Raw genomic sequence first — 23841 nt, forward strand, 5'->3', positions numbered from 1 at the left:
GTGTGGCGGCTTGTCCAACCCAATCGCTGACATTAATCGATCAAGATACGCTCATACAACAGCAACGACAAAAACAGCAAAAAACGGCATTTTGTGCGACGGCTGATCGCACTATGCTTATGGAGCCCCCCCCTCAGATATCTGTTTCTCCTTTTGTTAATTTGCAACAGATGCCACGGCAAAATGCAACTAAAATAGCACTAGAACAGCGTAAAACCACCTTTACCGAGATCTATAACGGCTTTACATCGATGCAAACTGAGCAGCAAGCGCAACGTTGTTTTAGCTGTGGTCCTCATTCAGTATGTGAATGGCGCTGTCCATTACACAACCGTATTCCACACTGGATAAAACTGGCTAAAGAAGGGCGTATTTTAGAAGCGGTTGAACTTTCCCATTATACGAATAGTCTCCCAGAGATAACCGGACGCGTCTGTCCACAAGATCGCCTATGTGAAGGAAGTTGCACATTAAAAAATGAAACCGATGCGGTCACCATCGGCAATATCGAACGTTATATTACCGATAATGCCTTCGCCATGGGGTGGCGACCCGATCTTAGCTATGTCAAACCCACAGGAAAAAAAGTGGCGATTATTGGCGCCGGTCCTGCTGGCTTAGCCTGCGCTGATATTTTAGTTCGAAACGGCATTTCACCAGTCGTATTCGATCGTCATCCAGAAATTGGCGGTATGTTAACGTTTGGTATTCCTTCTTTCAAATTAGATAAAGAGGTCCTCATAAGACGACGTGAAATATTTACCGATATGGGGATTGAATTCCAACTTAACACCGATGTTGGTAAAGATGTAAGCATAACAGCATTAATTGATGAATATGATGCCTTATTTGTGGGCGTGGGGACCTATCGCTCCATGCAAGCGCGATTAGAAAATGAAGATGCAAATGGTGTTTATAAGGCCTTATCTTACTTAACAGCTAATACCAAACAACTTATGGGACTACCAGAGCTTGCTCACCAACCTTATATCAATCTACAAGGTAAACGTGTTGTAGTATTAGGCGGTGGTGATACGGCAATGGATTGTGTCCGCACAGCAATACGCCAAGGAGCAATTGAAGTCACCTGCGCCTATCGCCGTGATGAGTCGAATATGCCTGGCTCAAAAAAAGAAGTCAATAATGCGCGTGAAGAAGGGGCAAATTTCTTATTTATGATGCAACCAATCAAGATTGAAGTGAATGACCAAGGCAATGTAATTGGAATACGTATGTTAAAAACCAAACTTGGCGATCCGGATCTGACTGGTCGCCGTGTTGCTCAACCCATCCCTGATTCCGAATTTTTGTTAGAGGCGGATGCCGTCATTATTGCCTTTGGCTTTAACGCTCATAATTTAGAATGGTTACAAGCGCAAGGCGTAACGCTTAACCGCTGGGGGACGATTATTGCACCGCCTGTTAATCATGAAAAATTGGCTTGCCAAACAACGCACCCTAAAATTTTTGCGGGTGGTGATATTGTCCGTGGCGCTGATCTGGTCGTAACCGCGATCGCTGATGGGCGTATGGCTGCCAACAGTATTCTGCAATACCTTGGTCTTGAATCACAAATACCTCAATGTATGGAGAGCGGATTATGACCCACTGTTTTATTGCTGCCGATGCCAACAAATGTATCGGTTGCCGTACCTGTGAAATCGCCTGCGTTATGTCGCATGCAGATGATATAAATATATCAACGCAGCACTTCCAGCCACGTTTAAAAGTGATAAAAGGCATGACTATCACTACCCCCGTAACCTGTAAACAGTGTGAAAATGCGCCTTGTGCGCAGAGTTGTCCCACTGGTGCCATCGTGCAAAAAAATAACTGTTTACAAGTGATTCAATCGCGTTGTATTGGTTGTAAAACCTGTGTGCTGGCCTGCCCATTTGGTGCCATGACAGTGGTGACAACGCCGTTAGATGCCCCAGAGACCACTAGCCCAAATAAACAATATCAAACACAAGCCATTAAATGTGACCTATGTAGTGATCATGCACAAGGTCCCGCTTGTGTTACTGTTTGTCCAACGCAGGCATTACGTTTGGTTGAGCCGCGCTCATTAACGCAACTTATCCAAGATAAACAACAGCGTACGGCTCATGAGCTATTAACCACGTTAACTCGATATCACTCCTCCGAGTAACGCGGTAACCGAACGCCCATTATTGAAAAATTACGAGAAAACGATGATGAAAAAAGTATTAACCGTCTGCCCCTACTGTGCTTCTGGTTGTAAAATTAATTTAGTCGTTAATGATAATAAAATTATTGCCGCAGAAGGTGCCAATGGCTTAACCAATCAAGGTGAACTCTGCTTAAAAGGCTACTATGGTTGGGACTTCTTAAACGATACTAAAATCCTTACCCCACGTCTAACCGAACCATTAATTCGCCGCCAACGTGGGGGCGAATTTGAAGCAGTCAGTTGGGATGAGGCCATTGATTATGTCAGCCAACGCCTAGCTCAAATCAAACAAAATCACGGTGCTGACGCCATTATGTTAACTGGCTCATCACGTGGTCCAGGTAACGAAACCAATTATTTAATGCAAAAATTTGCACGCGCAGTCATTGGCACCAATAATATTGACTGTTGTGCGCGGGTGTGTCATGGCCCATCGGTAGCGGCATTACAACAAACATTAGGCAATGGCGCCATGAGTAACTCTATTGCGGATTTAGAAGATACTGAATGTATTCTAGTATTTGGCTATAATGCGGCTGACTCACACCCGATCGTCGCTCGCCGTATTCTAAAAGCCAAACAAAAAGGCGCCAAAATTATTGTTTGTGATCCACGTTTTATTGAAACGGCGCGTATTGCTGATCTGTGGTTACCACTTAAAAATGGCAGCAATATGGCTCTAGTCAATGCCTTCTTAAACGTCCTAATTACCGATAAATTATATAATCAACACTACGTCGATAGCTATACTGAAGGATTTGCCGATCTCAATGCGATTGTGTCCAAATATACGCCTGAGTATGTCGAAGCGATCACTGGATTATCCGCCAAATTGATCCGAGAGGCCGCCTATATGTATGCATCGGTTTCATCAGCCACTATTTTGTGGGGGATGGGCGTCACCCAGTGGGGGCAAAGTACCGATGTGATTAAAGGACTATCCAGCATGGCGCTTTTAACTGGCAATTTAGGCCGACCGGCGGTTGGCGTGGGTCCTGTTCGAGGTCAAAATAATGTACAAGGCGCCTGCGATATGGGAGCAACGCCTAAAGACTATCCTGGTTACCAAAAAGTGGCCGATCCTAAGGTGCGTGCTAAATTTGCCAAAGCGTGGGGAGTTGAATCACTACCAGAAACAGCGGGCTGTACCATTACGGAGGTCCCCCACCGTATTCTAGCCGATCAACTTAAAGCCTACTATATTATGGGCGAAGATCCACTACAAACCGATCCGGATCTCGCTGGGATGCGCGCAGCATTAGAAAAATTAGATCTACTGATCGTACAAGATATCTTTATGACAAAAACCGCCGCCGCGGCAGATGTGATCCTTCCCGCCACCTCATGGGGAGAACATGAAGGAATTTATACCAGTGCCGATCGCGGTTTTCAGCATTTTGAAAAAGCGATTGAACCCACGGGTAATGTAAAAGTAGACTGGCAAATTATCAGTTTAATTGCGTCAAAGATGGGCTATCCAATGCATTATCACAATGCGCAACAAATTTGGGATGAAATGCGACAGCTATGTGATCTATTTAAAGGTGCCACTTATGCCAAAATGGCCAAATTCGGTTATATACAATGGCCATGCCCTACCGACGAGCATAACGGCACACCTTATTTATACCAAGGAAATCGTTTTGATCGACCAAATGGTAAAGGACTATTAACGTGTGCAGAATGGATACCTCCTAAAGAAACAATTGACGATCAATATCCACTGGTTTTGTGTACTGTACGTGAAGTAGGACATTACTCTTGTCGCTCAATGACCGGCAACTGTCGTCCATTACAAACCCTCGCCGATGAACCGGGCTATGTACAAATTAATCCGGCCGATGCACAGCAACTTCATATTCAAGATCAATCATTAGTTTGGGTTGAATCACGCCGCGGTAAAGTCATCACCCGTGCCAATGTGACGCCACGCGCCAATAAAGGGGCGGTTTATATGACTTATCAGTGGTGGATTGGAGCGTGTAACGAGTTAACCCTTGATCATCTTGATCCCGTTTCCCGTACACCAGAATATAAACATTCAGCAGTTAGAGTATCAGCCATTACTGATCAACATTGGGCGGAACAAGAAATTGATCGACAATATCATCAGTTAAAACAACAATTAAGGGAACTGGCACACGCCGTTTAGACTTATCAACAATTTTCACAGTAAAATCAATAAGCTATAATTGATTTTACTGTTGATTTTTTAAATCAACGCTCTTTTCTATTAATCGGAACAAGGTGTTAGATAAGCATTAGAATAACTAATTTTATTGCTATAGAGTATGTCAATAAAATGCTAAAAAATATCGATTAATAAGTTTACTAAAATAGTAATTTTTCACTCAATAAACCCATCAAAAATAGACAATAAAGTTAATTATCCTCATTGAACCATCATATTCTCTATCAAGGATATTGTTCTTATCATCTAGCTCAATCCTTACTTCTGTAAAATGCTGCCATACAAGATCAAAAACCAATAAAGCAGTACCATTTATTTGGGTTAATTTATAAAAACCGTTATCTCATTAAAGAAACTTGCGGCAAGGCGTAATGTGGATGGGATCGCACCACCAAGTCAGCTTGATACCAACTCATTAGACTATGTTGGGTAAGCACTTGATTTGGCGAACCTTGAGCAATTAATTGTCCATTAGAGAGCAATAAAATACGATCAGCATAGAGTGCGGCTAAATTAAGATCATGTAAAATACAACAAATACTTATCGATTGTTGATGAGTTAGATCGCGTAACAGCCGTAACATCTGCTGCTGATGATAAAGATCAAGAGCTGATGTCGGTTCATCCAAAAACAGTAACCGTGGTGAGGGCTGTGGTTGCCATAACTGGGCTAGGACTCTGGCTAACTGTACACGCTGCTGTTCCCCCCCAGACAAAGATCGATAATCTTTATGCAACAGATATTGACAATGGGTCTGTTCAATCACGGTGTCTAACGCTTGATGAAAATAGGTTTTGCCATGTGGTGCTCGCCCCATGGCAATCACCTCTTTAGCAGTAAAAGCAAAATTGATTTGACAATGTTGTCGCATGACGGTTCTTTTTTTAGCCAGCGCGTTCTGATCCCACTTTGCTAACGGTTTGCCAAGAAAAATACACTCTCCTTGCGTCGGTGTTAAAAACCCCGTTAACAACCGTAACAATGTTGACTTCCCCGCGCCATTGGCACCAATAATGATATTAAGCTGATTTGGTTGAATATCAAGATTCACTTGTTTAATTAGCGGTTGAGAACCGATTTGATAACATAAATCAATGGCCGTTAGCATAGGTGTTTACCCCGTTTACGTAAAATTAGCCAGAGAAAATAAGGACCACCAATTAAACTCGTAAATAAACCAACAGGAATTTCATTTGGGGCGGCTACAGTCCTAGCTAAGGTATCCGCGATTAATAACAAGCTTCCCCCCGCCAAAATGGTGGCGGGAACTAACCAACGATGATCCGTTCCAATTTTCAAGCGTAGCATATGTGGCACAGCAAGCCCAATAAAACTGATAACGCCACTGACAGCAACGGACGTGCCAATCAGCAACGACGTGATAATAATTAATTGTCGTTTAGTTCGTTGTACATTTACGCCCAGATAATGTGCATCTTCATCGCCAAGTTGTAAAAGATTAAGGCGATGACTGATCGCTAAAGCAGCCCATAACGCCGGAATAATTAAGCTGGCAGCAATCAACACCAAATCCCATTGCCCTTTACCTAAATAACCCATTGACCATAGCGACAATTGCCGTAATTGTTGATCATCACTGATATAACTCAGTATCCCCATCATCGAAGCGGTAATGGCATTAATCGCGATACCCGCTAATAACAGTAAAGCAGTTCCATGTGAAGTATGACTTAAGCTATAAATAATCAGACAAATCACAATCCCACCGATAAAAGCGGCCGTGATTTGTCCATAAACGAGCAAGAAACTAGGTAAAGTGATAGGTAAAACGATTAATAATCCTACACATAATGCAGCACCACTACTAATACCAAGTAATCCCGCATCAGCCAAAGGATTACGAAATACCCCTTGCATAACCACACCCGATGTGGCTAATGCCATACCGACTAATACCGCCAGCATAACTCTTGGTAAACGAATGTGTAACCAAATCTGCCACATGGGATCCTTAAAAGGCAGTGCTAGCAGTTGTTTAAACGATAACGGCAATGCTCCCTGATTGACAGCAATGAATATCGTAATAAGTAAAATAGTCAACAAACCCATTATTAAATATCGTTGCTGGCATGGGGCAATTCGCATGGTCATTGGTAACAACTTACTCCACTAATGAGATAAATGTGATTAACGATCGACCACTAAAAAGGGATCAACCACCGCATAGATTTGTTTATTCAAACTACGCTGATTTACTTGCTCAAGTATCAATAAGGCAAGATCCTGACGTCGAATATAACCATGCACCTCTTTGCCTTGAACGTACTCGGCATTGTGTGTTGGCTCCCCATCTAACAGACCTCCTGGACGCAAAATAGCGTAATCGAGTGAGCTAGTTTGCAACCAAACTTCCGATAACGTTTTTTCACGTACAGCAAAACCAAACGCAGCTTTAGCCCGCTCTGATAGCGTTGGCCAACTGTCCCCACAGCCTAAAGAGGTCACTAAAATCATTCGTTTAATCCCACTCTTTTCAGCCTGATTAATAATATTTATTTGCGCTTGATAATTTGCTTTTTCTCCGCCTAACGTCGAAATAATAGTACACCCCACACCCGCCGCCTGACAGGCTCGCTCAACAATAATCGGATCGTTAGCATCACCAACAAAGGTGGTCACACCAAGCGCTGTTAATTTCGCCGCAGTGACTAAGTTACGAACCACTGCATAACAATGGTAACCCTGAATTAGCGCCTGTTTCGTTAAAGCCTCACCGGTACCACGACTCGCCCCAAAAATTAATAAAGATGTGGTCATTACTGTTTTACCTTTGTCTTAAGTTGCGTTGCTAATTGACGATAAGCAGCGAGTTGATCCGCGTGTAACTGGCGGTGCGAATCGCGCCCAACAAAAATTTTAAACATCGCTTGCCCTGCGGTATTTAAAAATAAAATAGACGCAGTTGCCATCCCCATAAATGGACGTTCAACAAAAGCAATGTGTTGACAATGCTCAGCCTTAATATGCCCACTTAAATTGGTTTTACCTCTTAAATTAAAATAGCCGTGGCGATGAAAACCACTTGGTAACTGACCATGATATTCAAAAATAATATCTGATGTATTCACCAGTAAGGTGATCTCTCCCCATGTAGTGACTTCATCCCAAATTTGATCAAAACGGTCTCCAGCAACCACTGTATTAGCTGGCATTGCTTGAATCACATCAAATAAAGAAACTTGGTAACGTTTGGCAATCTCTTCTAAGGTCCCATCGGGATTGGTCGCCATCAATTCGGCTAATGTAAGCTCAGGCATAGTGCTTTCCTTATAAAAAATCAGTTAGTGTTCATTATTTTTCATTGAGTGTAATGGTTTTATCTGTTCAGTCATGATACGAGCTTACCTCGTTTTCAACGAAGAGCGATCCATGCGATCAGCTATTGAGGTAGGCGTCGTGGTCGTTGACTCATTCAGCTGCATTAATAGATGTTGTAGAGCTGAAAGTAAATTGCTCGCATAATAGCGACCATCAATGGTCAGTTTAGTACATCGTTCATCGCTTGTCAGTAGCCCAACCTGATACCATTGTTTAATTAACGGCATAAGCTGTTGTGAGTGTGGAGTTAATAGGGCTAAATCAAGACGCCCAGCTTCAATCATACCTTGTAATTGGTGTAACCACTGCAACGGTTTTGCCGCTTGGAACATCATCATTATGGGTTTTTGCTGTTGATCTAACTGTTGATAATAATGCGCTAAATTGCGATCAATCATAAATGATTGTCCATTTAACTTACCGCCAGCACACGATCCAAAAGCTAAATAATCTGCCCCCTGTTTAATCAATAAATTATAGCAATTACGTTCACGGGTTGTGCGCCCAAAATGGCTGTTACTCAGCTGGATCCAGCCCGCTTTATCTAAAGTTTCGACCCCGATTCGATATAATGCCCCTTTTTGACTAACGTCAGGTAATTGGATACGTCCATTTTCAACGCCTTTAAACAGTGGCGTTGTGGGTAATAAGTTCAATGCGTATAAATCAACACCATCTAAAGGCAGATCACGCACAATCTCGAGATCTTCTTGCCATGTTTTTACTGTTTGACGGGGTAAACCAAAAATAAGATCACAGACGACGGCTGCTTGATCATACTCCGCAAGTTGACGGATAAAGTTAATCGCCTGCTGTTTATCCGAGGTTCTGGCTAAGCGTTGGCGAATTTCAGTATTAAAAGTTTGAATACCAATCGAAAACCGATTGGCGCCTGCTTCAATACAAGCCGCTATCTTTTCTGAATCAAATCCCAGTATTCGACCTTCAATCGTGATTTCGCAATCACCTGCTAGCGGATAAAGGCGCTTAATCGTGGTAATGATACGATGTAATTCGGTGGAACGTAATGCGGTAGGCGTTCCCCCCCCAAAATACACGGCATGTATCGGGGCAGATTGGCTAAGTGGGGTCTGGGCATCCATACTTAATTCTTGGATCAAATATTCGGTATAGATTGCCGTATCATGCTGCTTTAACGGATTTTGATAAAAACCACAAAATTGACAATGGGTCGCGCAGAAAGGGATATGAATATATAGCAGACGTTTATTTTTGGGTAATACCGTTTGTTGCAGTGATTGCCATGCCCGTTGCACTTGTGTTTTGTCGATGGGAATATTGCCGCGAAAAGGCATGACTGCCCAACGATCAGTAAAAGGAATACCGTCAGTTTTAGCATAAAAAGGCGTCAAATCTAACGTCATAGCTTATCTCTATTTTCGTTATTTTTTAGATACTAAATTAAACAATAATTATTATCATTTATCAATTTATTATTTTTTAACCGCTTAAATTTTAGCATTTGCTTGATTTAATATAATTTTATTATTTTTTTATCAAAAGCTACAGATTATATTTACTTCCTAAACATTAATGATTATCATTTACATAAAATTATCTAAACAGCGTAGACTAGTAATATGACCTTATCGAAGAAAATTGTTATTACCTCTGTGTGTTTACCTTTACTCATCGGCAATGTTTTATGTTTACCTATCGCGATGGCAAATGATAAAAAATTGAATACAACACAAGAAACAATGATCGTCACCGCAGATCGCAGTGAACAATCAATTTGGGATAGTTCGGTAACGGTTGCAGCAATCGACCGTGATCAATTAGATCAGCAAAATGGCGATTCGATTATAGAAGCACTACGTGATATACCTGGTGTCGATATCAGTGATAATGGGCTTGCAGGACGCAAACAAATCATGATTCGCGGTGAATCCTCATCCCGTATTTTAGTGTTAATTGACGGACAAGAAGTCAGTTATCATCGTTCTGGTCACAATTCAGGCGCGGGGATATTAATTGATACCGAATCGGTTGAACGTATTGAAATAATCAAAGGTCCTTATTCGGTGTTATATGGATCGCAAGCCATCGGCGGTGTGATTAATTTTATTACTCGCAAAGGCAGTGCTGATAATACAGCGCTCAACGGGCATGCTAAATTTATCTACACTGGCGCGACCAATGGCTTAACCGAAATGGGATCACTTTATGGATCAATAAACGGTATCTTCGATTACCGCATTAGTGGTACTTACTCAGAACAGAACGATCGCAAAACACCTAAAGGCCGGCTGAAAAATACCGATTTTGATAATAATAGCGTGAGCGCTTGGTTTGGTCTCAAGCAAGACCAACAAAAATGGGGACTATCGCTAGAACATTATCAGTTACAAACGCAAACTTATGCTGACCAAGATCAACTTGATGGACTTAATTCATTTGTAGTTAAGCTGCCAAAACTCAAACGCCAAAAAATAGGGTTATTTTATGATGTGACCATTGATAAAGGTCTGATCCGTACCCTACATATTGATGGTTATTACCAAAAATTAGCACGTGATTTTGTGAATAAAATCAATGCATCTAACCCAGATATGGATGTCCATAGCACAACCAACGATCAACAAAAAACCACCGGTATTAATCTACAAACCGATTTGCAACCGTATGATAATTTACGATTGATTATCGGCGCACAATATCTACAAGATAATGTTGATCAAATAGCCAATAAACAGGTAGCAATGTCTTATCCCCCTAGTATTGATTACACCAAATATACCGACGGTAATAATGATTGGAAACAACAACATTTATCCTTATTTACACAAGGTGATCTTGCTATCAATGACAATTGGAATTGGAATCTTGGCTTACGCCAGTATTGGGTAAAATCTCAGCTTAATTCAGGAGAACAAAAAATAACTTGTGAGAATCGAACGGCTTCGTCAAGATTTTGTCAACCATCCCAACGAGTAGATACCCCCACAAAAGATCGGGATCATACATTAGTGATGTCTAGCGGATTAACTTATGAGGGGATAGCAAATACCATTTTACGTGGATCGTTCGCACAAGGTTATGTTTACCCAACCTTAACCCATCTCTATGCCATTACCAATGCTCATACCGATACCATCTACGGCAATTCCGATTTAGAGGCGGAAAAATCAAATAATTATGAGTTAGGTTTACGTTACTATAATGGTGACTTTTTAGTGGATACAGCCGTTTACTATATGACCGCTAAAAATTATATCACAACCCAACCTTGTAATGGCAATCAGGCGTGTTATGGCAATCGTGGGGCAAATAATAGCGTCTACATCAATGCCAATCATGCTAAAAGTTTTGGTTTAGAGTTATCGGTGGAATATTTAAAGGCGGAGATTATCCCTTATCTACAAGGCACCTTATTACGTCGCAAAATTGAAACCGCAAGTTATCAAACGTATGAGACAGGAAATCCATTATTTACGGGTACGGCTGGCATTAAACATAATATCAATTTTGCTGAGCTAGATATTGATAGCCATCTCTTTGTACGCTTTGCTAGCAACACCAATAAATACAGTCCACAAAAAACTTATCACTATGGCGGATATTCTACGCTAAATCTTGCCTTAAGCAGTCACTTTGGTCCTAAAAGATCCTACCAATTGGATCTAGCACTCAATAACTTGACCAATAAAAGTTATACCACATCCCATGAATCGATACCCGCCGCTAAATTTAATGCGGTACTTGCGGTAAGTATGAAATTCTAATAAAAGGACGCGCTCAATGAGAACAGTAAATTATTTTCGCGTCATAGCCATATGGTTATTGATAACATTAAGCTATCATAGCCCGCTTGAAGCTCAGGAACGCCTTATCACGGCTGGTGGCTCGATTACTGAAATTATCGCTGCTTTAGGTGTGCAAGATCAATTAGTTGGAGTTGATATGAGCAGCACTTACCCAGAAACGATCAAACAGTTGCCGCAAATAGGTTATTGGAAACAATTAAATATAGAAGGCATTTTATCACTTAAACCCACACTATTGATAACTTGGCAAGACGCAGAGCCTAAGCGCATTTTTGAACAATTAACACAAGCCAATGTCAAGGTTTTACGTTTACAACGACTACCAATGAGCTTAACGCTATTAAAGCAAAATATTCAATTAATAGGAGAGGCACTAAATCAACCCTTAGCTGCCACTCAGTTGATAGATAACATTAATCAACAATTGGCAAAAATGCAACAATTTATTGCTTCTTATCACACCCGACCGAAAGTGCTATTTCTATTTAACCTCTCTGGAGCAATACAAGTTGCTGGTAAAAATACCGTCGCGGAGAGTATTATTACCTTAGCCGGCGGGACTAATATGGCTAAACACGAAAACTATAAAAATTACAGTGCTGAAGCATTGATTACTATTAATCCTGATGTGATTATTGTCACCGCTCAAGCCTTAGCGGCGATTGGCGGTACAGATAAATTAGCCGCCATTCCTGGTCTCATACATACATCTGCTTGGCAAAATAAGCGAATTATTGCGATTGATCAGGCATTAATTTTAGGAATGGGACCACGTATTGGTGAAGCTGTCACACAACTTTTACACGGTTTCTACCCACAACCAGCACAGTAACTAACTTATTATTGATAAGCGATATATATGGGGTAAATCGCTTAATCTTCATTAATGGTTATTCTCAATATCCATAACTAAGTTACGCCCCTTTTTACCCCATAATGAGTTTTGTTGCCATTGTCGCAATTGATATTATTCTTGAGGAAGCGTTGTATGCAGTATCCATTTTTAAATCATATAGAAACGATCTCCAATCATCATCTTAAATCCAAATCAACCCGATTTCCTAACTACGCCCAACAGTTACTGTGGCAAACCATATAATCGAGTGACTAAAAACTGTGGACATAATACAAAAAATGCACTTTAATAACACAAAACAGATTATCTCTTTAAATTAATCTAGATAACAATTAATCATAAATTTAATAAGCAATAATGGATTGAATAAATAAAAGCAGTAAAGAATGATTTAACCTTCAAGTTGACTAACAATAATTCAGAACCCAAGCTATTATTAAAAAAGTAGGCATCATTCAATTCAAGAAGGCTTTTCAGCATAAATTTGCAAGAGAATACCCAATGACAATAAAAAAAATTACTGATTTTAACTTTCCAGTTGGTAAAACACAGCTTAGTCAAGACGCCTATTATAGAGCCTTATCAGCGGTAGATAGTGGATTTTATCCGTTTAGTGAAAATGGATTATGGCATGGTGGTATCCATATTAATGGCGCAGTATTAAAAAAAATTAATGGCGATGATAAACTGCGCTGTATGGCAAATGGTGAAGTGATCGCTTATCGAGTTAATGATGTTTACCCAAAGATTGTATACGACGACATTAAACCGACAATACTTTCTGATATATTGCAAGAGGTAGTTTATTTTTCAAGTGGGTTTACTTTAGTTAGGCACTATTTAAGCATGCCCGAGATAGAAGATTCAACAGAAGTGCCACCGTCAATAACGCTATACAGTTTATATATGCATCAGCTTGATTGGTACGGTTATCAACAAAGGAAACAAAATAATAATGTTAATGTTGAACACCCTGCTTATTGGCAAATCGATAAAGGAGAAGTCAATACAGAAACATCCGAAACCATTAAAGGCACAGCGATACGAGAAAATGGCAGCAATACAACAGTTATTGGATTATTACTAAAAGGGAGTAAAGTTCGTTTAGGTGAACAACATAAGAAAATGCTTGGTTGGTATAAAATTGTATCAATAACAGAAGGAACGCTGGTAACTTTAAACGAATTTAAAACGCAACTGGGCAATATTACAGGTTATGTTTGGCGTGGAGATATCGGGAATAAACCGACAGGAAAAAATGCAGAAGTCGATAAAGATTATGAAATCTGTAAAGAAGATAATGAAAAGATTGGTGAACAGGAAGTAGAAGTAAAAGGCATAGCCGTTTATAGCACAGCAAGTGAAACAACGAAATTAACTTATTTACCCCAGAGTGCTACGTTTGAATTTGATGGGCAAGAAAATGGCTACGCTAAAATTCGAAAGATTAGCAATTGTGAAGTGCCTGCCACATTGGTTATGGAAAATGGCAGTGATAATGCGCCTCATAAAGGATATATCAAATTAACAGCCTTAAATTTAACCGAGTTTAAGCCTGAAAAGTTAGATAAAATTGTGGTATTAAAAAAACCGTTTCCCATAAACGTAGGCGATTTTATTGGCTATATTGGACATAATGTTAGTCAATCTAAATGCATTGACGACCAAAAGGAGTTTCCTTTATCTAACATGAAACGAAAGTTAGATAGCCAATTACCGCAATTGGCACACATAGAACTCTTTACCTGTGATGATTTACCCGTATTTATCAATAAAACTCGAGCATTAGCGGATAAATTACCAAAAACAAAAAAGACAATTTTGTTAGTTGAAAAAGGTGCAAGGCTAATTCAATCACCTAAACCAACTGGTTTTTTACCTGTAAGAGTAGGGATAAAGTTTATCAGTGATAAAAGTCATTATTACGTTAAAGTCAAACTAGAATATACGCTGTTATTATTATCAAGCACTTCACCAAGCATTTCCTTTGATACGACCAAGATAACAATCAATGGGATAAATGACAACACCCAAAATAAGAGTGATGAAATGTCAAAACATCGTTTAATATTTGACGATAAAAATTACTTGGTTAACCAATATAAAAAGGATTTTCCAGAATTAACGATTACTGATATACCAGATGAAGTTGAATTGGTTAATAACAATAATACACTACTCTCGAATACTACATTAACAATCCGTTTTGTGGTTGAAAACAAACATTATTGGATAGCGTCAAAAGATGTTTTACATCTAAACGAACAAGATGGACTGCTTACCTCACAAATTCAATATTGGAATAAGTTTCCATTAGCCTTAGATAATTTACCAGTAGCAACTGAATATAATATCGTCGACTACCCTCGAACAGTATTACTTAATAGTGAAAGTTTTACAGCGGTTGATGATAATGTGCCTGATTCGATATGGCGTTACGTTGAAACAGTTAACAAAAAAAACCAACCGATACAGGGGTGGGTAAACACGAAAACCGGTGTACAAGAACATATTAAACTGGTTACCCCATGGCATTGGCCGATATTCAAAACAGTAGAAGAGACCGCAACCCTTAGCGAATTATCGAACAAAATTGACGAAAATAAAATAGGACAATTAGCACTAGCTGGCTATACCCCTGTGATGAAAGAGTTACACGACATTATAAAAAATTCATTTCTGTATTTAGGTAATAGTAATAAATCACCGCTTCCGCCATTTACTAATGCGTATTTAAAATCGGTATTAAATACAAGTTGGACAGCAGAGCTGCTAGGACACTTATTAATAAAATATGAAAGTGAGTGGTATGCTGACGAAAGCTTAAGTAAATGGGATGAGATGAATGGGCGATTTGATGACGAAAAACAACAGAAAAAAGATAAAATTGAAAAAGAACTGATTAAAAAGAACTTAACCCAGCCTTATCAAAGAGATTTTGCCATGCAAAAAGTGGATGAAGCCCACGAATATATCAAAACAAACTGTCAACTTGAAAAAGAGCAACGCATAAAACCATCATTATGGTGGAAAAAAGTAGCCGAAGCACAAAGCGCCAACACTAATCAGACGGATGCTAATACAAATACACCTAAACTTTCTAATTTATCAACGGATGGCAAGGCATGGTTTATTCATCCTGTGGCAATGCAAATGTTTAAATCTACAAATGAGCTTTTAACTATTGTCATTGATCCGGGTCATGGATATTTACACGGAGATACTGGTTCTGCCGCAAGACGATATAGTTATAAAATTAAAAATAAAGAATTTCATTCTGTAAATATCGAAGAATTACCACAACTAGTCATTGATAATACAAAATTAATTACAAAATCTGAAGAAGATCGGGATAGAAATGAAAGAGAAATTGAAGGAGGGATAGATGGCGTTGAGACTAGGCAAGCTAGAGTTGAATTAGCTAATAAGTGTAATGCTGATTATTTTATCTCCATACATGCTGATGGTACTGTAGGTTATACTGCTTCTGGCGCACATGTAATCTATCCTAAAACGCAAAATCAGGAAGTTACTACGCTTAGTAAGGAATTAGCAAAGGATATACTTAATTATTATAAGGTAGTCCCAGTTCAATTAGATTCACCGAAAGAAGATATAAGAAATCTTCGAGTAATAAGGGATGATTTAAACCAAACCAAACGTAAAATTCTCGTTGAGTTAGGATTTATTAGCTCACCTAAAGATGCCAAAGCTTTATTTTCAAATATTGATCTAATTGCCCAACAACTCTATAAAGGGTTAATGAAAAACATTCAAAAATATTATTAAAAGGTCGGTAATAAAAAAAATTTATTTTATCGTTCTTATCTCAGTTTACTGTTTGCCACCCTGTTTGTTAGGTCAATGACTCACTGAAATCTTGTTTTTGTTATTCATTGTGTGTCGGCTATTATCCAAATGGTCAAAGAAAATAAAAAGGAGGTCAGAAAATTATAATAGCAACGGCTATTCAGGTAAGGACCTAGGATAAGTATGATTTTTCAGGGAAGCATGTTCGTTTTATTTATTATCCTCCCGATGAGGATGGTACAGCTTATAAAATGGTTATTACCCACGATAAAAACGGTAAGATTTTAACTAAAAAATATTTAATCATAATGGTTTATCTGAAACAGATGAGGAGGAGCTGAATGAAACACCTAAATAAAAAACTTGCATTGGCAATAATGTTATTTTTTATGCTATCCAACGTAAATAGTGTAATAGCCGATAGCAACAAAGATGATTTAATTAAACTAGCCGAAAATGGCGATAAAGTTGCCCAATATTCCTTAGCTAATCTGCTGTTAGCCCAGCATATTGATAAAAATAATAAAATTAAAAAATATGATAATGAGGTTGTCTATTGGTATCAACAATCAGCGGAACAAGGATATCCAGAAGCTCAATTTGCTTTAGCAATGATTTATATACAACAAAAAAATAATGAGCTATTTATTAATTGGTTAAAAAAAGCAGCGGAACAAAATCATGCACAAGCTCAATACTATTTAGGGTTCCATTATCTGTTTGTTCCAGATCATCCTAAATCATTATATTGGCTAACAAAAGCTGCTAAACAAGGTTATACACCAACTCAAGTTGAATTAGGTAATCTATATTTGACTAGTCATTTAGCTGAAGCTGATGATAACATAGCTTATAAAAAAGCGATTTATTGGTATAAAAAAGCCGCTGAAGCCAATAACCCTTATGCGCAATTTAACTTAGGTTTAATTGAAAAAGCAAATTCAAATCATAAACAAGCACTATATTGGTTTAAACAGGCCTGTAAACATAATTTTAATGATGCTTGTCATTTAGCTTCTACCATTAAGGTGAAAAAAGATAACCACGCTGTTACTGATTCTGTAAAGGAAAATATTGATCTTTATGCTGTCAACGCAACAACTCAGGGATATCCTTTTTGTTATTTCTTGTTTGTCGACTATTATCCAAATGGTCGAATAAAAGAAGAAGGTTGTCAAGGGCATTATAATGGAGGAGGTATTCAGGTAGGGAATTGGTATGAGTATGATTTTTCAGGAAAACTTGTTCGTTCTATTTATTATCATCCTGATGAGTATGGTAAAGATTATAAGATTGTTATTACCTACGATAAAAACGGTGGGATTTTAACTAAAAAAATATTTAATCATGATGATTTATATGGAACAGTGGAAGAGGAACTAAATGAAATACCTAAATAAAAAACTTGCATTGGTCATCTACTTACCTCACAAATCCAATATTGGAATAAGTTTGCATTAGCCTTAGATCATTTATCAGCAGCAACTAAATATAATACCGTCGACTACCCTCGAACGGTATTACTTAATAGTGAATATTTTACAGTGGTTGATGATGCGCCTGATTCGATATGGTGTTACGTTGAAACAGGTAATAAAAAAACCAACCGATACAGGGGTGGGTAAACACCAAAGCAGACGCACAAAAACATATCAAACAGGTTACCCCATGGCATTGACCGATATTCAAAACAGTAGAAGAGAGCGCAACACTTAGCGAATTATCAAATAAAATTGACAAAAATAAACAAAATTGCTCTAGAGAATAGTAGAACAAGATATGATAAGACTATTGGTTTAGGTACTCAAATTGCTGATGTATGGGTTCATTATGACGTACGAACATTTGAATTACCATATTTAAAGGATAATTACTTTGTAAAAACAGTACAAGAAGTAAATGGTAAATATATGTTGGAATTATTATAAATAACAATGAGTATTTAATTTTTCTATTAAGATATCAAAAGATAAGGCAAATTTAAATGATAAATAAATTAACGGTAGTGATAGACAAATTAAGAATAATAAAATTAGCTTGTTTCATAACCTTGCTTTCTAATAGTTTCTTTATCTATGCTAAAGATATTGAATTACCCTATTGGATTTTGGATAGATATATTCAATATTCAGATGCGGTGGAATCAGATAAAAACAATTATTTAAAGGATTTTCGTATTAAATTAGATAATGATAATATTTACCTGAATAATAATAAATATACCGTTATAAAGAATAAAGTAAATGATCTTTCTTTATTACTATCAAATGATATCTTAAAATCGTCTTCACGTAAATTTGACCTTAAACCATTTATATACCCTGATGGAAGTATAAATTATTTACAATTTAAAACACCTGTAGAGTCTGATTTTGCTAAACTTCTGCTACCTAAGTCTAGAGTTATATATAAAGACAATAAATTACTATTAATTAATAAAGGGTTAACACTTTCCTTCTTAAAACCTGCTAATAGTGAAGAATTTAAAGCATTCAGTAATAAATTTCCAATATCTAATTTACCTATAAATAACAATATAATATTTGACTATACTGTAAATGCTGATGTATCAATTAATACATCTCGTAGGTTTCTAAATCATTTAAGGTTATTTAATAATGATAATATATATACTCAATTAAATAATTATATAACTAATATTTCAGGAATAAGACTCCCTACTTTTAATGAAAATATTAATCCAATGATTATATATGGTTATGATGAAAACGGAGAAACAATTGCTTATTTTTATTTATTCTCTGATACGTTCAATTTTCTCGATAAAATAATATTAAAAAATTATTACGGTGCAACAAGAGAGCAGGCAACAAATATGTATCCAATAGGTTTTTTTCAACCTAATATAGATAAAAATTATCATATTGAACGCCAACAACGCTTTAGAAATGAAACAATAGAAATACAACACTTTCAAATTACAAAAGAAGGAAAACTTCAAGAAGTACCAGTTACTTCTAATTGCTATAGTAAATTTGCTATTAAAGATCAAAATAAACATTCAGCCATAAGCCTTTTGTTAACAAGCAAACAAGCTAATAATTATTTACGTTTTGATGGTGGTAAAGTAGAAGAGCTTGATAGTATGACATTAACTTTAAATTCTAATGAAAAAAAATTCTGTGTTAATTATCAACAAGCTTATTCGATAAGCTTTGGTAAGGCTAATTCAAAACAATTTTTTGGTAATAAAAAAGTATATCAACAGCAAGTAGAAAATTTTAAAAAATATAACATTGATATCAGTAACGAATTAGAATATATCACATTTGAAAATGTTGATAAAACACCTCTAAATAAATTTTTATTAAATGGCAATCAAGCAATTTATATGAACAATACATTATTTATTGTAGGTAAAGATTATTTTGTGGCTTACAGACAACCAACAAAAGAGGAATTAGTCTATACACAATAACTCAAAGGTATTAATGATTTACCATGAAAAGAGCATTAGCAGATAAATTACCATAAAGTGAATGGTATGCTGACAAAAACTTAAGTAAATGGAATGAGACAGACAAATTATTGGAGAAAGAAAAAGATACTCCTCAAAAGTATTTAATCGAATTTGGTGCGAAGTTTACACCTCTTTGGAGTGATTACTTAGAATCAATAATAAAATAAGCATATACAAACGCCAAAGAAAACTGTCAACTTGAAAAAGAGCAACGTATAAAACCATCATTATGGTGGAAAAAAGTAGCCGAAGCACAAAGCACCAACACTAATCAGACCGATACTAATACAAATAAACCTAAACGTTCTAATTTATCAACGGATAGCAAGGCATGGTTTATACATCCTGTGGCAATGGTGGGTTATTTCCCTAAAAAGATGAAAGTCATTTAATCAAGAATTCTCTATTGGAATTAGTATCATTAGATGAATAAGATTGATGAAATTTATAGGGGAAATATGAAAATAATAAAACAAATATCTTCATTTTTAATCTTAATACTTTTATTTATTAGTCATAATTTTGTTATGGCTGATTTGAATAAAAATTCTCAAAATATAAGAGAAACGCCTTTACCTTTTGATTTTAAATTATGGGATAAAGCAGAAAGAGGAATCAGCAATGAAGGGGATTTTTTTGATCACGCTAAGACAGATTATGAATTCACTGATAATATTAAATTATTCACTTACCTTGTCAAAGATAATTCCGTTTTATCAAGTTATTACAAAGAAAAAGATCTGTATTTAAATAACGCTATTTACATTAAGTTAGACACGCAAAAACCATTTGATACATTTATTATTAAATCATTGAATGATTTTATTAAATATCTCCAAAGAAGGGAAAATATTATCCAATCAAAAAATTGCGACTATTCTTAATGATAATCAATGGCGTACTTTTACGGTTGATAAATCATTAAAAATCAAAAGTACCAGTGAAATTGTTAGGTATAGTGAAATCAATGCCATGTATTTAAGAAATCGAAAGTTGACAGAACAGGTATTCCAACTTTTAGATAATGGAAAAATTCAATTAATCAGTGATAAACAATTCCCTCTTATTGATACCGATTATAATCCTGCTATTTCTGATAATTGTTTCCAAAAAATAGCTTTTTTGCCTGATGATAGGGTTGAATTAGATTCATTTTTAGAATTACCTATTAATAGTAACGATTTTGATTATATTACCGATAGTTTTGAACCTGAAGGTAAAGGAAGTGCAACTTATTGCCAGACACTAGCAGGAAATTATGTTCGTTTACCCGATGTTAATCAAAATTATGTTTATTTTTTTACCGGTCATGATGACATTGGTTGGCAGGCTAATGAAAATTCAACTAGCTATTATGGCATAGGCTATTTAGTGACAATTAAAGATCATCAAGTAAAAGATATGTTACCTATTTATTATCATTCTCCAAATAACAAACAGAAGATTGAATTTGTGGTTGATAAAAATATGACTATTGAATTATCGATGACCGAAAATTCGGGTAAAAAAATTAAGCATCATTTTTCGATTAATGAAAATGGCGAATTTGAGTGATCCTAAAAAATAAATTTACAATAATATTTTTTGTTATGAAATTATTAAGATTAAACGGGTTACCGATATAAAGGAAAGAGAGGTGAGTTATTCAAGTGGATTTGGTGTTGCTAATTTGCTTAAAAAATGGCGGTAGATGTAAAACTAGATTATTTAGGTTACCTGATATCTCCAACTGGGCACTGAATTCACAAGAAAAAATTAATACGGTATATATATCGAAAGTTAGGTTACCAGATAAAGTTTATCCAGACACCTTAACCTTCTTTAAAGGTAAAGATAGCCAACTTTATCAAAACGTTTTATCTTATAAGTTATTAAGAGTTCAGTTATAAAACAATAATGTATCGCTGATGACGGCCGCCTAGCACCGCTCATTTTTTGCCAGATGAATAGGCGACAGAATAAAATCATAATATAAGCTAGCAGAGCTGTAGTTTTGGGAGAAAATAGCTAATCTTATTATTCGTGAGGCATTCGGCAATACACGAGTAATAACTTATCTTTTACCAAACAAACTGTACTTTATTTGTACCGAACAATTAACTATAACTAGATTAACGTTATTATTATCAATAGTAATTGTGCCAGCATAGCCCATATTGACCCCTAATCTATTGCCATCTTTTATGTTTATTTTGTTGGATATGATATCAGCTATTTTTAGCTATATTATATCCAACAAAGGTGCCACTAAATAGAATATAGTGATGAATAGCCCTATCACTTGATGTATAGACTCAATTAAATTATCTATATTAGTCATAGGACTAGGTATACGATTACTTTTATCCGCTAAATGTGACTTAAGGTTGTCTGTCACACAGCTTCTTTCTAATCAGTTTCGTTAAGCCACTGTGCGACTTGTTTGGCAAAATAGGTCAATATACCGTCAGCACCGGCGCGTTTAAAACAGAGAAGTGACTCCAATACTGCTGGCTTTTGTTGTAGCCATCCTTGCTGAATAGCTGCCATATGCATTGCATATTCGCCTGAAACTTGATAAGCGAATGTAGGCACGGCAAATGTCTCTTTTACACGCCTTACAATATCGAGATATGGCATACCCGGTTTAACCATAACCATATCCGCGCCTTCTAATAGATCTTGATAAATTTCATGTAAAGCTTCATCACTATTCGCCGGATCTAACTGATAAGTTTTTTTATTGCCGCCTTTAATATTATTTGCCGAGCCAACTGCATCACGGAAAGGACCATAATAAGTAGAAGCATATTTAGCCGAATATGCCATAATCTGTTTATTAACCATACCACATTGTTCTAACGCGGAACGAATAGCCCCGATACGACCATCCATCATATCACTAGGCGCTATAATATCCGCACCCGCTTGTGCGTGTGATAATGCTTGTTTAACCAAACTATCCACCGTTATATCATTGGTAACGTAGCCATTTTTATCAACAATGCCATCCTGCCCGTGGCTAGTATAGGGATCGAGTGCAACATCGGTTAGGATGCCTAATTCTGGTATCTCCGCTTTTAATGCGCGAATGGCACGTTGTACTAATCCATTTTCGTGATACGCTTCTTCTGCCAATAACGTTTTTTTGTCATTCTCTATGGCAGGAAATAACGATAACACAGGAATACCTAATTTAGCCACTTGCTCCGCTTCTTTAAGTAATATATCAATGCTCATACGATTCACATTAGGCATAGAAGTAACAGATTGCGATATCCCTTGCCCCTCAACAATAAATACTGGATAAATTAAATCATTCACCGTCAATTGATTTTCTGCGACTAAACGTCGACTAAAATCATTGGTACGTAAACGACGTAAACGACGTTGGGGGAATTGCCCATTTAGTACTGGGGACATAGTCCTATCTCCTACTTAATTAGTTTTCCTTTAACCATAAAAAACCGATACCGTCTTAATGCCAGCACCGGTAATGTTATAAATTAACAGAGAATAAATTTTCTATTGGTTATTGGATATTATCTGTCGGTAAGGTTTGATAATCAAATTTATTTAGTTGGGTATCTATTACGTTAATTTTGGCCCTTGGTTTGAAATTATCAGATAATACTGAATGAGTATTCACTTCATCTACTTTTCGAATACCTAACCAATCATAAATTAAATCGTCGTACTATGACATTTTATTTATGGGTTACTATTTCTAATAGTAAATGAGATTTGCCTAGAGAGAGCAGAGACTAAAACTTTTATAGATAGGCGATGTTATACCAAAATAACAATCAAGGTTTAATTGCCATATCTTTGATAAAAAGCTTTACAACACGTATTCATTCGCTGTAAAATTCGGCACTATATTTTTCAAATGCCAGTAATCTGGTACATCATTTATCTTTGAGGTGAGAGGCACATGCCAGTAATTAAAGTACGTGAAAATGAACCTTTTGACGTTGCATTACGTCGTTTCAAACGTTCTTGTGAAAAAGCAGGAATCTTAGCAGAAGTTCGTAACCGTGAATTTTACGAAAAACCAACCACCATTCGTAAACGCGCTAAAGCTGCTGCTGTGAAACGTCATGCTAAAAAATTAGAAAGAGAAAACGCACGCCGTACTCGTCTATACTAATTTATTTTGCCTAACTATTCGTGATCACTTGAATAGTGTTAAGCGTTAGACA

18 protein-coding genes are annotated in these 23841 nt (G+C 36.9%); 12 read left to right on the forward strand and 6 right to left on the reverse strand.

From position 1 onward, the window contains the following. The 3 genes from O970_RS00110 to fdhF form a co-directional block, all read left to right on the forward strand. Positions 1-1604: FAD-dependent oxidoreductase (locus O970_RS00110; protein WP_024495163.1), on the forward strand; the 1604-nt coding region annotated here is incomplete at its 5' end. Further along, the gene (locus tag O970_RS00115; protein ID WP_024495164.1) at positions 1601-2152 is read left to right on the forward strand and encodes a 4Fe-4S binding protein; all 552 of its coding nucleotides are present in this window, start codon (positions 1601-1603) and stop codon (positions 2150-2152) included. The genes O970_RS00110 and O970_RS00115, both read left to right, overlap by 4 nt. 46 nt (positions 2153-2198) lie before the next feature. Next, positions 2199-4346, forward strand: a complete 2148-nt coding sequence (gene fdhF, locus O970_RS00120) for a formate dehydrogenase subunit alpha (protein WP_024495165.1) — start codon at positions 2199-2201, stop codon at positions 4344-4346. Between the two features lie 377 nt (positions 4347-4723). Here fdhF and O970_RS00125 read toward each other — a convergent pair whose 3' ends face one another. From O970_RS00125 to hutW, 5 genes are all read right to left on the reverse strand, one after another. Further along, positions 4724-5494: a heme ABC transporter ATP-binding protein gene (locus O970_RS00125; RefSeq protein WP_024495166.1), complete on the reverse strand. Its 771-nt coding sequence runs from the start codon at positions 5492-5494 to the stop codon at positions 4724-4726. Next, positions 5488-6498, reverse strand: a complete 1011-nt coding sequence (locus tag O970_RS00130; RefSeq protein WP_024495167.1) for a FecCD family ABC transporter permease — start codon at positions 6496-6498, stop codon at positions 5488-5490. Before O970_RS00130 ends, O970_RS00125 begins: the two co-directional genes overlap by 7 nt. 36 nt (positions 6499-6534) lie before the next feature. After that, a complete protein-coding gene (locus O970_RS00135) occupies positions 6535-7164 on the reverse strand; it encodes an SDR family oxidoreductase (RefSeq protein WP_024495168.1) in 630 nt (209 codons plus the stop codon). Continuing rightward, on the reverse strand, positions 7164-7664 hold the full coding sequence (gene hutX / locus O970_RS00140) for a heme utilization cystosolic carrier protein HutX (RefSeq protein WP_024495169.1): 501 nt from the start codon (positions 7662-7664) through the stop codon (positions 7164-7166). Before hutX ends, O970_RS00135 begins: the two co-directional genes overlap by 1 nt. Positions 7665-7748: 84 nt before the next feature. After that, positions 7749-9110: a heme anaerobic degradation radical SAM methyltransferase ChuW/HutW gene (hutW, locus tag O970_RS00145; protein WP_024495170.1), complete on the reverse strand. Its 1362-nt coding sequence runs from the start codon at positions 9108-9110 to the stop codon at positions 7749-7751. A 216-nt stretch (positions 9111-9326) separates the two neighbouring features. On the opposite strand from hutW, the gene O970_RS00150 reads away from it, so the two are divergent. The 8 genes from O970_RS00150 (at position 9327) to O970_RS00180 (ending at position 21214) form a co-directional block, all read left to right on the forward strand. Beyond that, positions 9327-11471, forward strand: a complete 2145-nt coding sequence (locus tag O970_RS00150; protein ID WP_024495171.1) for a TonB-dependent receptor — start codon at positions 9327-9329, stop codon at positions 11469-11471. 16 nt (positions 11472-11487) lie between these two features. Continuing rightward, the gene (locus O970_RS00155) at positions 11488-12345 is read left to right on the forward strand and encodes a heme/hemin ABC transporter substrate-binding protein (protein ID WP_024495172.1); all 858 of its coding nucleotides are present in this window, start codon (positions 11488-11490) and stop codon (positions 12343-12345) included. A gap of 525 nt (positions 12346-12870) precedes the next feature. Beyond that, the gene (locus O970_RS00160; RefSeq protein ID WP_024495173.1) at positions 12871-16158 is read left to right on the forward strand and encodes an N-acetylmuramoyl-L-alanine amidase; all 3288 of its coding nucleotides are present in this window, start codon (positions 12871-12873) and stop codon (positions 16156-16158) included. A 362-nt stretch (positions 16159-16520) separates the two neighbouring features. Continuing rightward, positions 16521-17579, forward strand: a complete 1059-nt coding sequence (locus tag O970_RS00165; protein WP_024495174.1) for an SEL1-like repeat protein — start codon at positions 16521-16523, stop codon at positions 17577-17579. A 181-nt stretch (positions 17580-17760) separates the two neighbouring features. Then, the gene (locus tag O970_RS10180) at positions 17761-17895 is read left to right on the forward strand and encodes a hypothetical protein (RefSeq protein WP_275054995.1); all 135 of its coding nucleotides are present in this window, start codon (positions 17761-17763) and stop codon (positions 17893-17895) included. A gap of 268 nt (positions 17896-18163) precedes the next feature. Then, positions 18164-19618, forward strand: a complete 1455-nt coding sequence (locus O970_RS00170) for a hypothetical protein (protein ID WP_024495176.1) — start codon at positions 18164-18166, stop codon at positions 19616-19618. A gap of 467 nt (positions 19619-20085) precedes the next feature. Further along, positions 20086-20544, forward strand: a complete 459-nt coding sequence (locus tag O970_RS00175) for a hypothetical protein (protein ID WP_024495177.1) — start codon at positions 20086-20088, stop codon at positions 20542-20544. Further along, entirely contained in the window at positions 20477-21214 is a 738-nt protein-coding gene (locus O970_RS00180) for a hypothetical protein (protein WP_024495178.1), read from the forward strand. The genes O970_RS00175 and O970_RS00180 overlap by 68 nt, the downstream gene beginning before the upstream one ends. 834 nt (positions 21215-22048) lie before the next feature. On the opposite strand, the gene hemB is transcribed toward O970_RS00180, so the two are convergent. Then, complete coding sequence (gene hemB, locus O970_RS00185) at positions 22049-23062, reverse strand: porphobilinogen synthase (protein WP_036562053.1); 1014 nt, start codon at positions 23060-23062, stop codon at positions 22049-22051. Between the two features lie 511 nt (positions 23063-23573). Between hemB and rpsU the strand changes: the two genes are divergently transcribed. Beyond that, a complete protein-coding gene (gene rpsU / locus O970_RS00190) occupies positions 23574-23789 on the forward strand; it encodes a 30S ribosomal protein S21 (RefSeq protein ID WP_024495180.1) in 216 nt (71 codons plus the stop codon). The last annotated feature ends 52 nt before the right edge of the window (positions 23790-23841 follow it).

Origin of the sequence: Candidatus Schmidhempelia bombi str. Bimp (assembly GCF_000471645.3) — a bacterium.
In the GTDB taxonomy this organism is placed as follows: Bacteria; Pseudomonadota; Gammaproteobacteria; order Enterobacterales; family Orbaceae; genus Utexia; species Utexia bombi.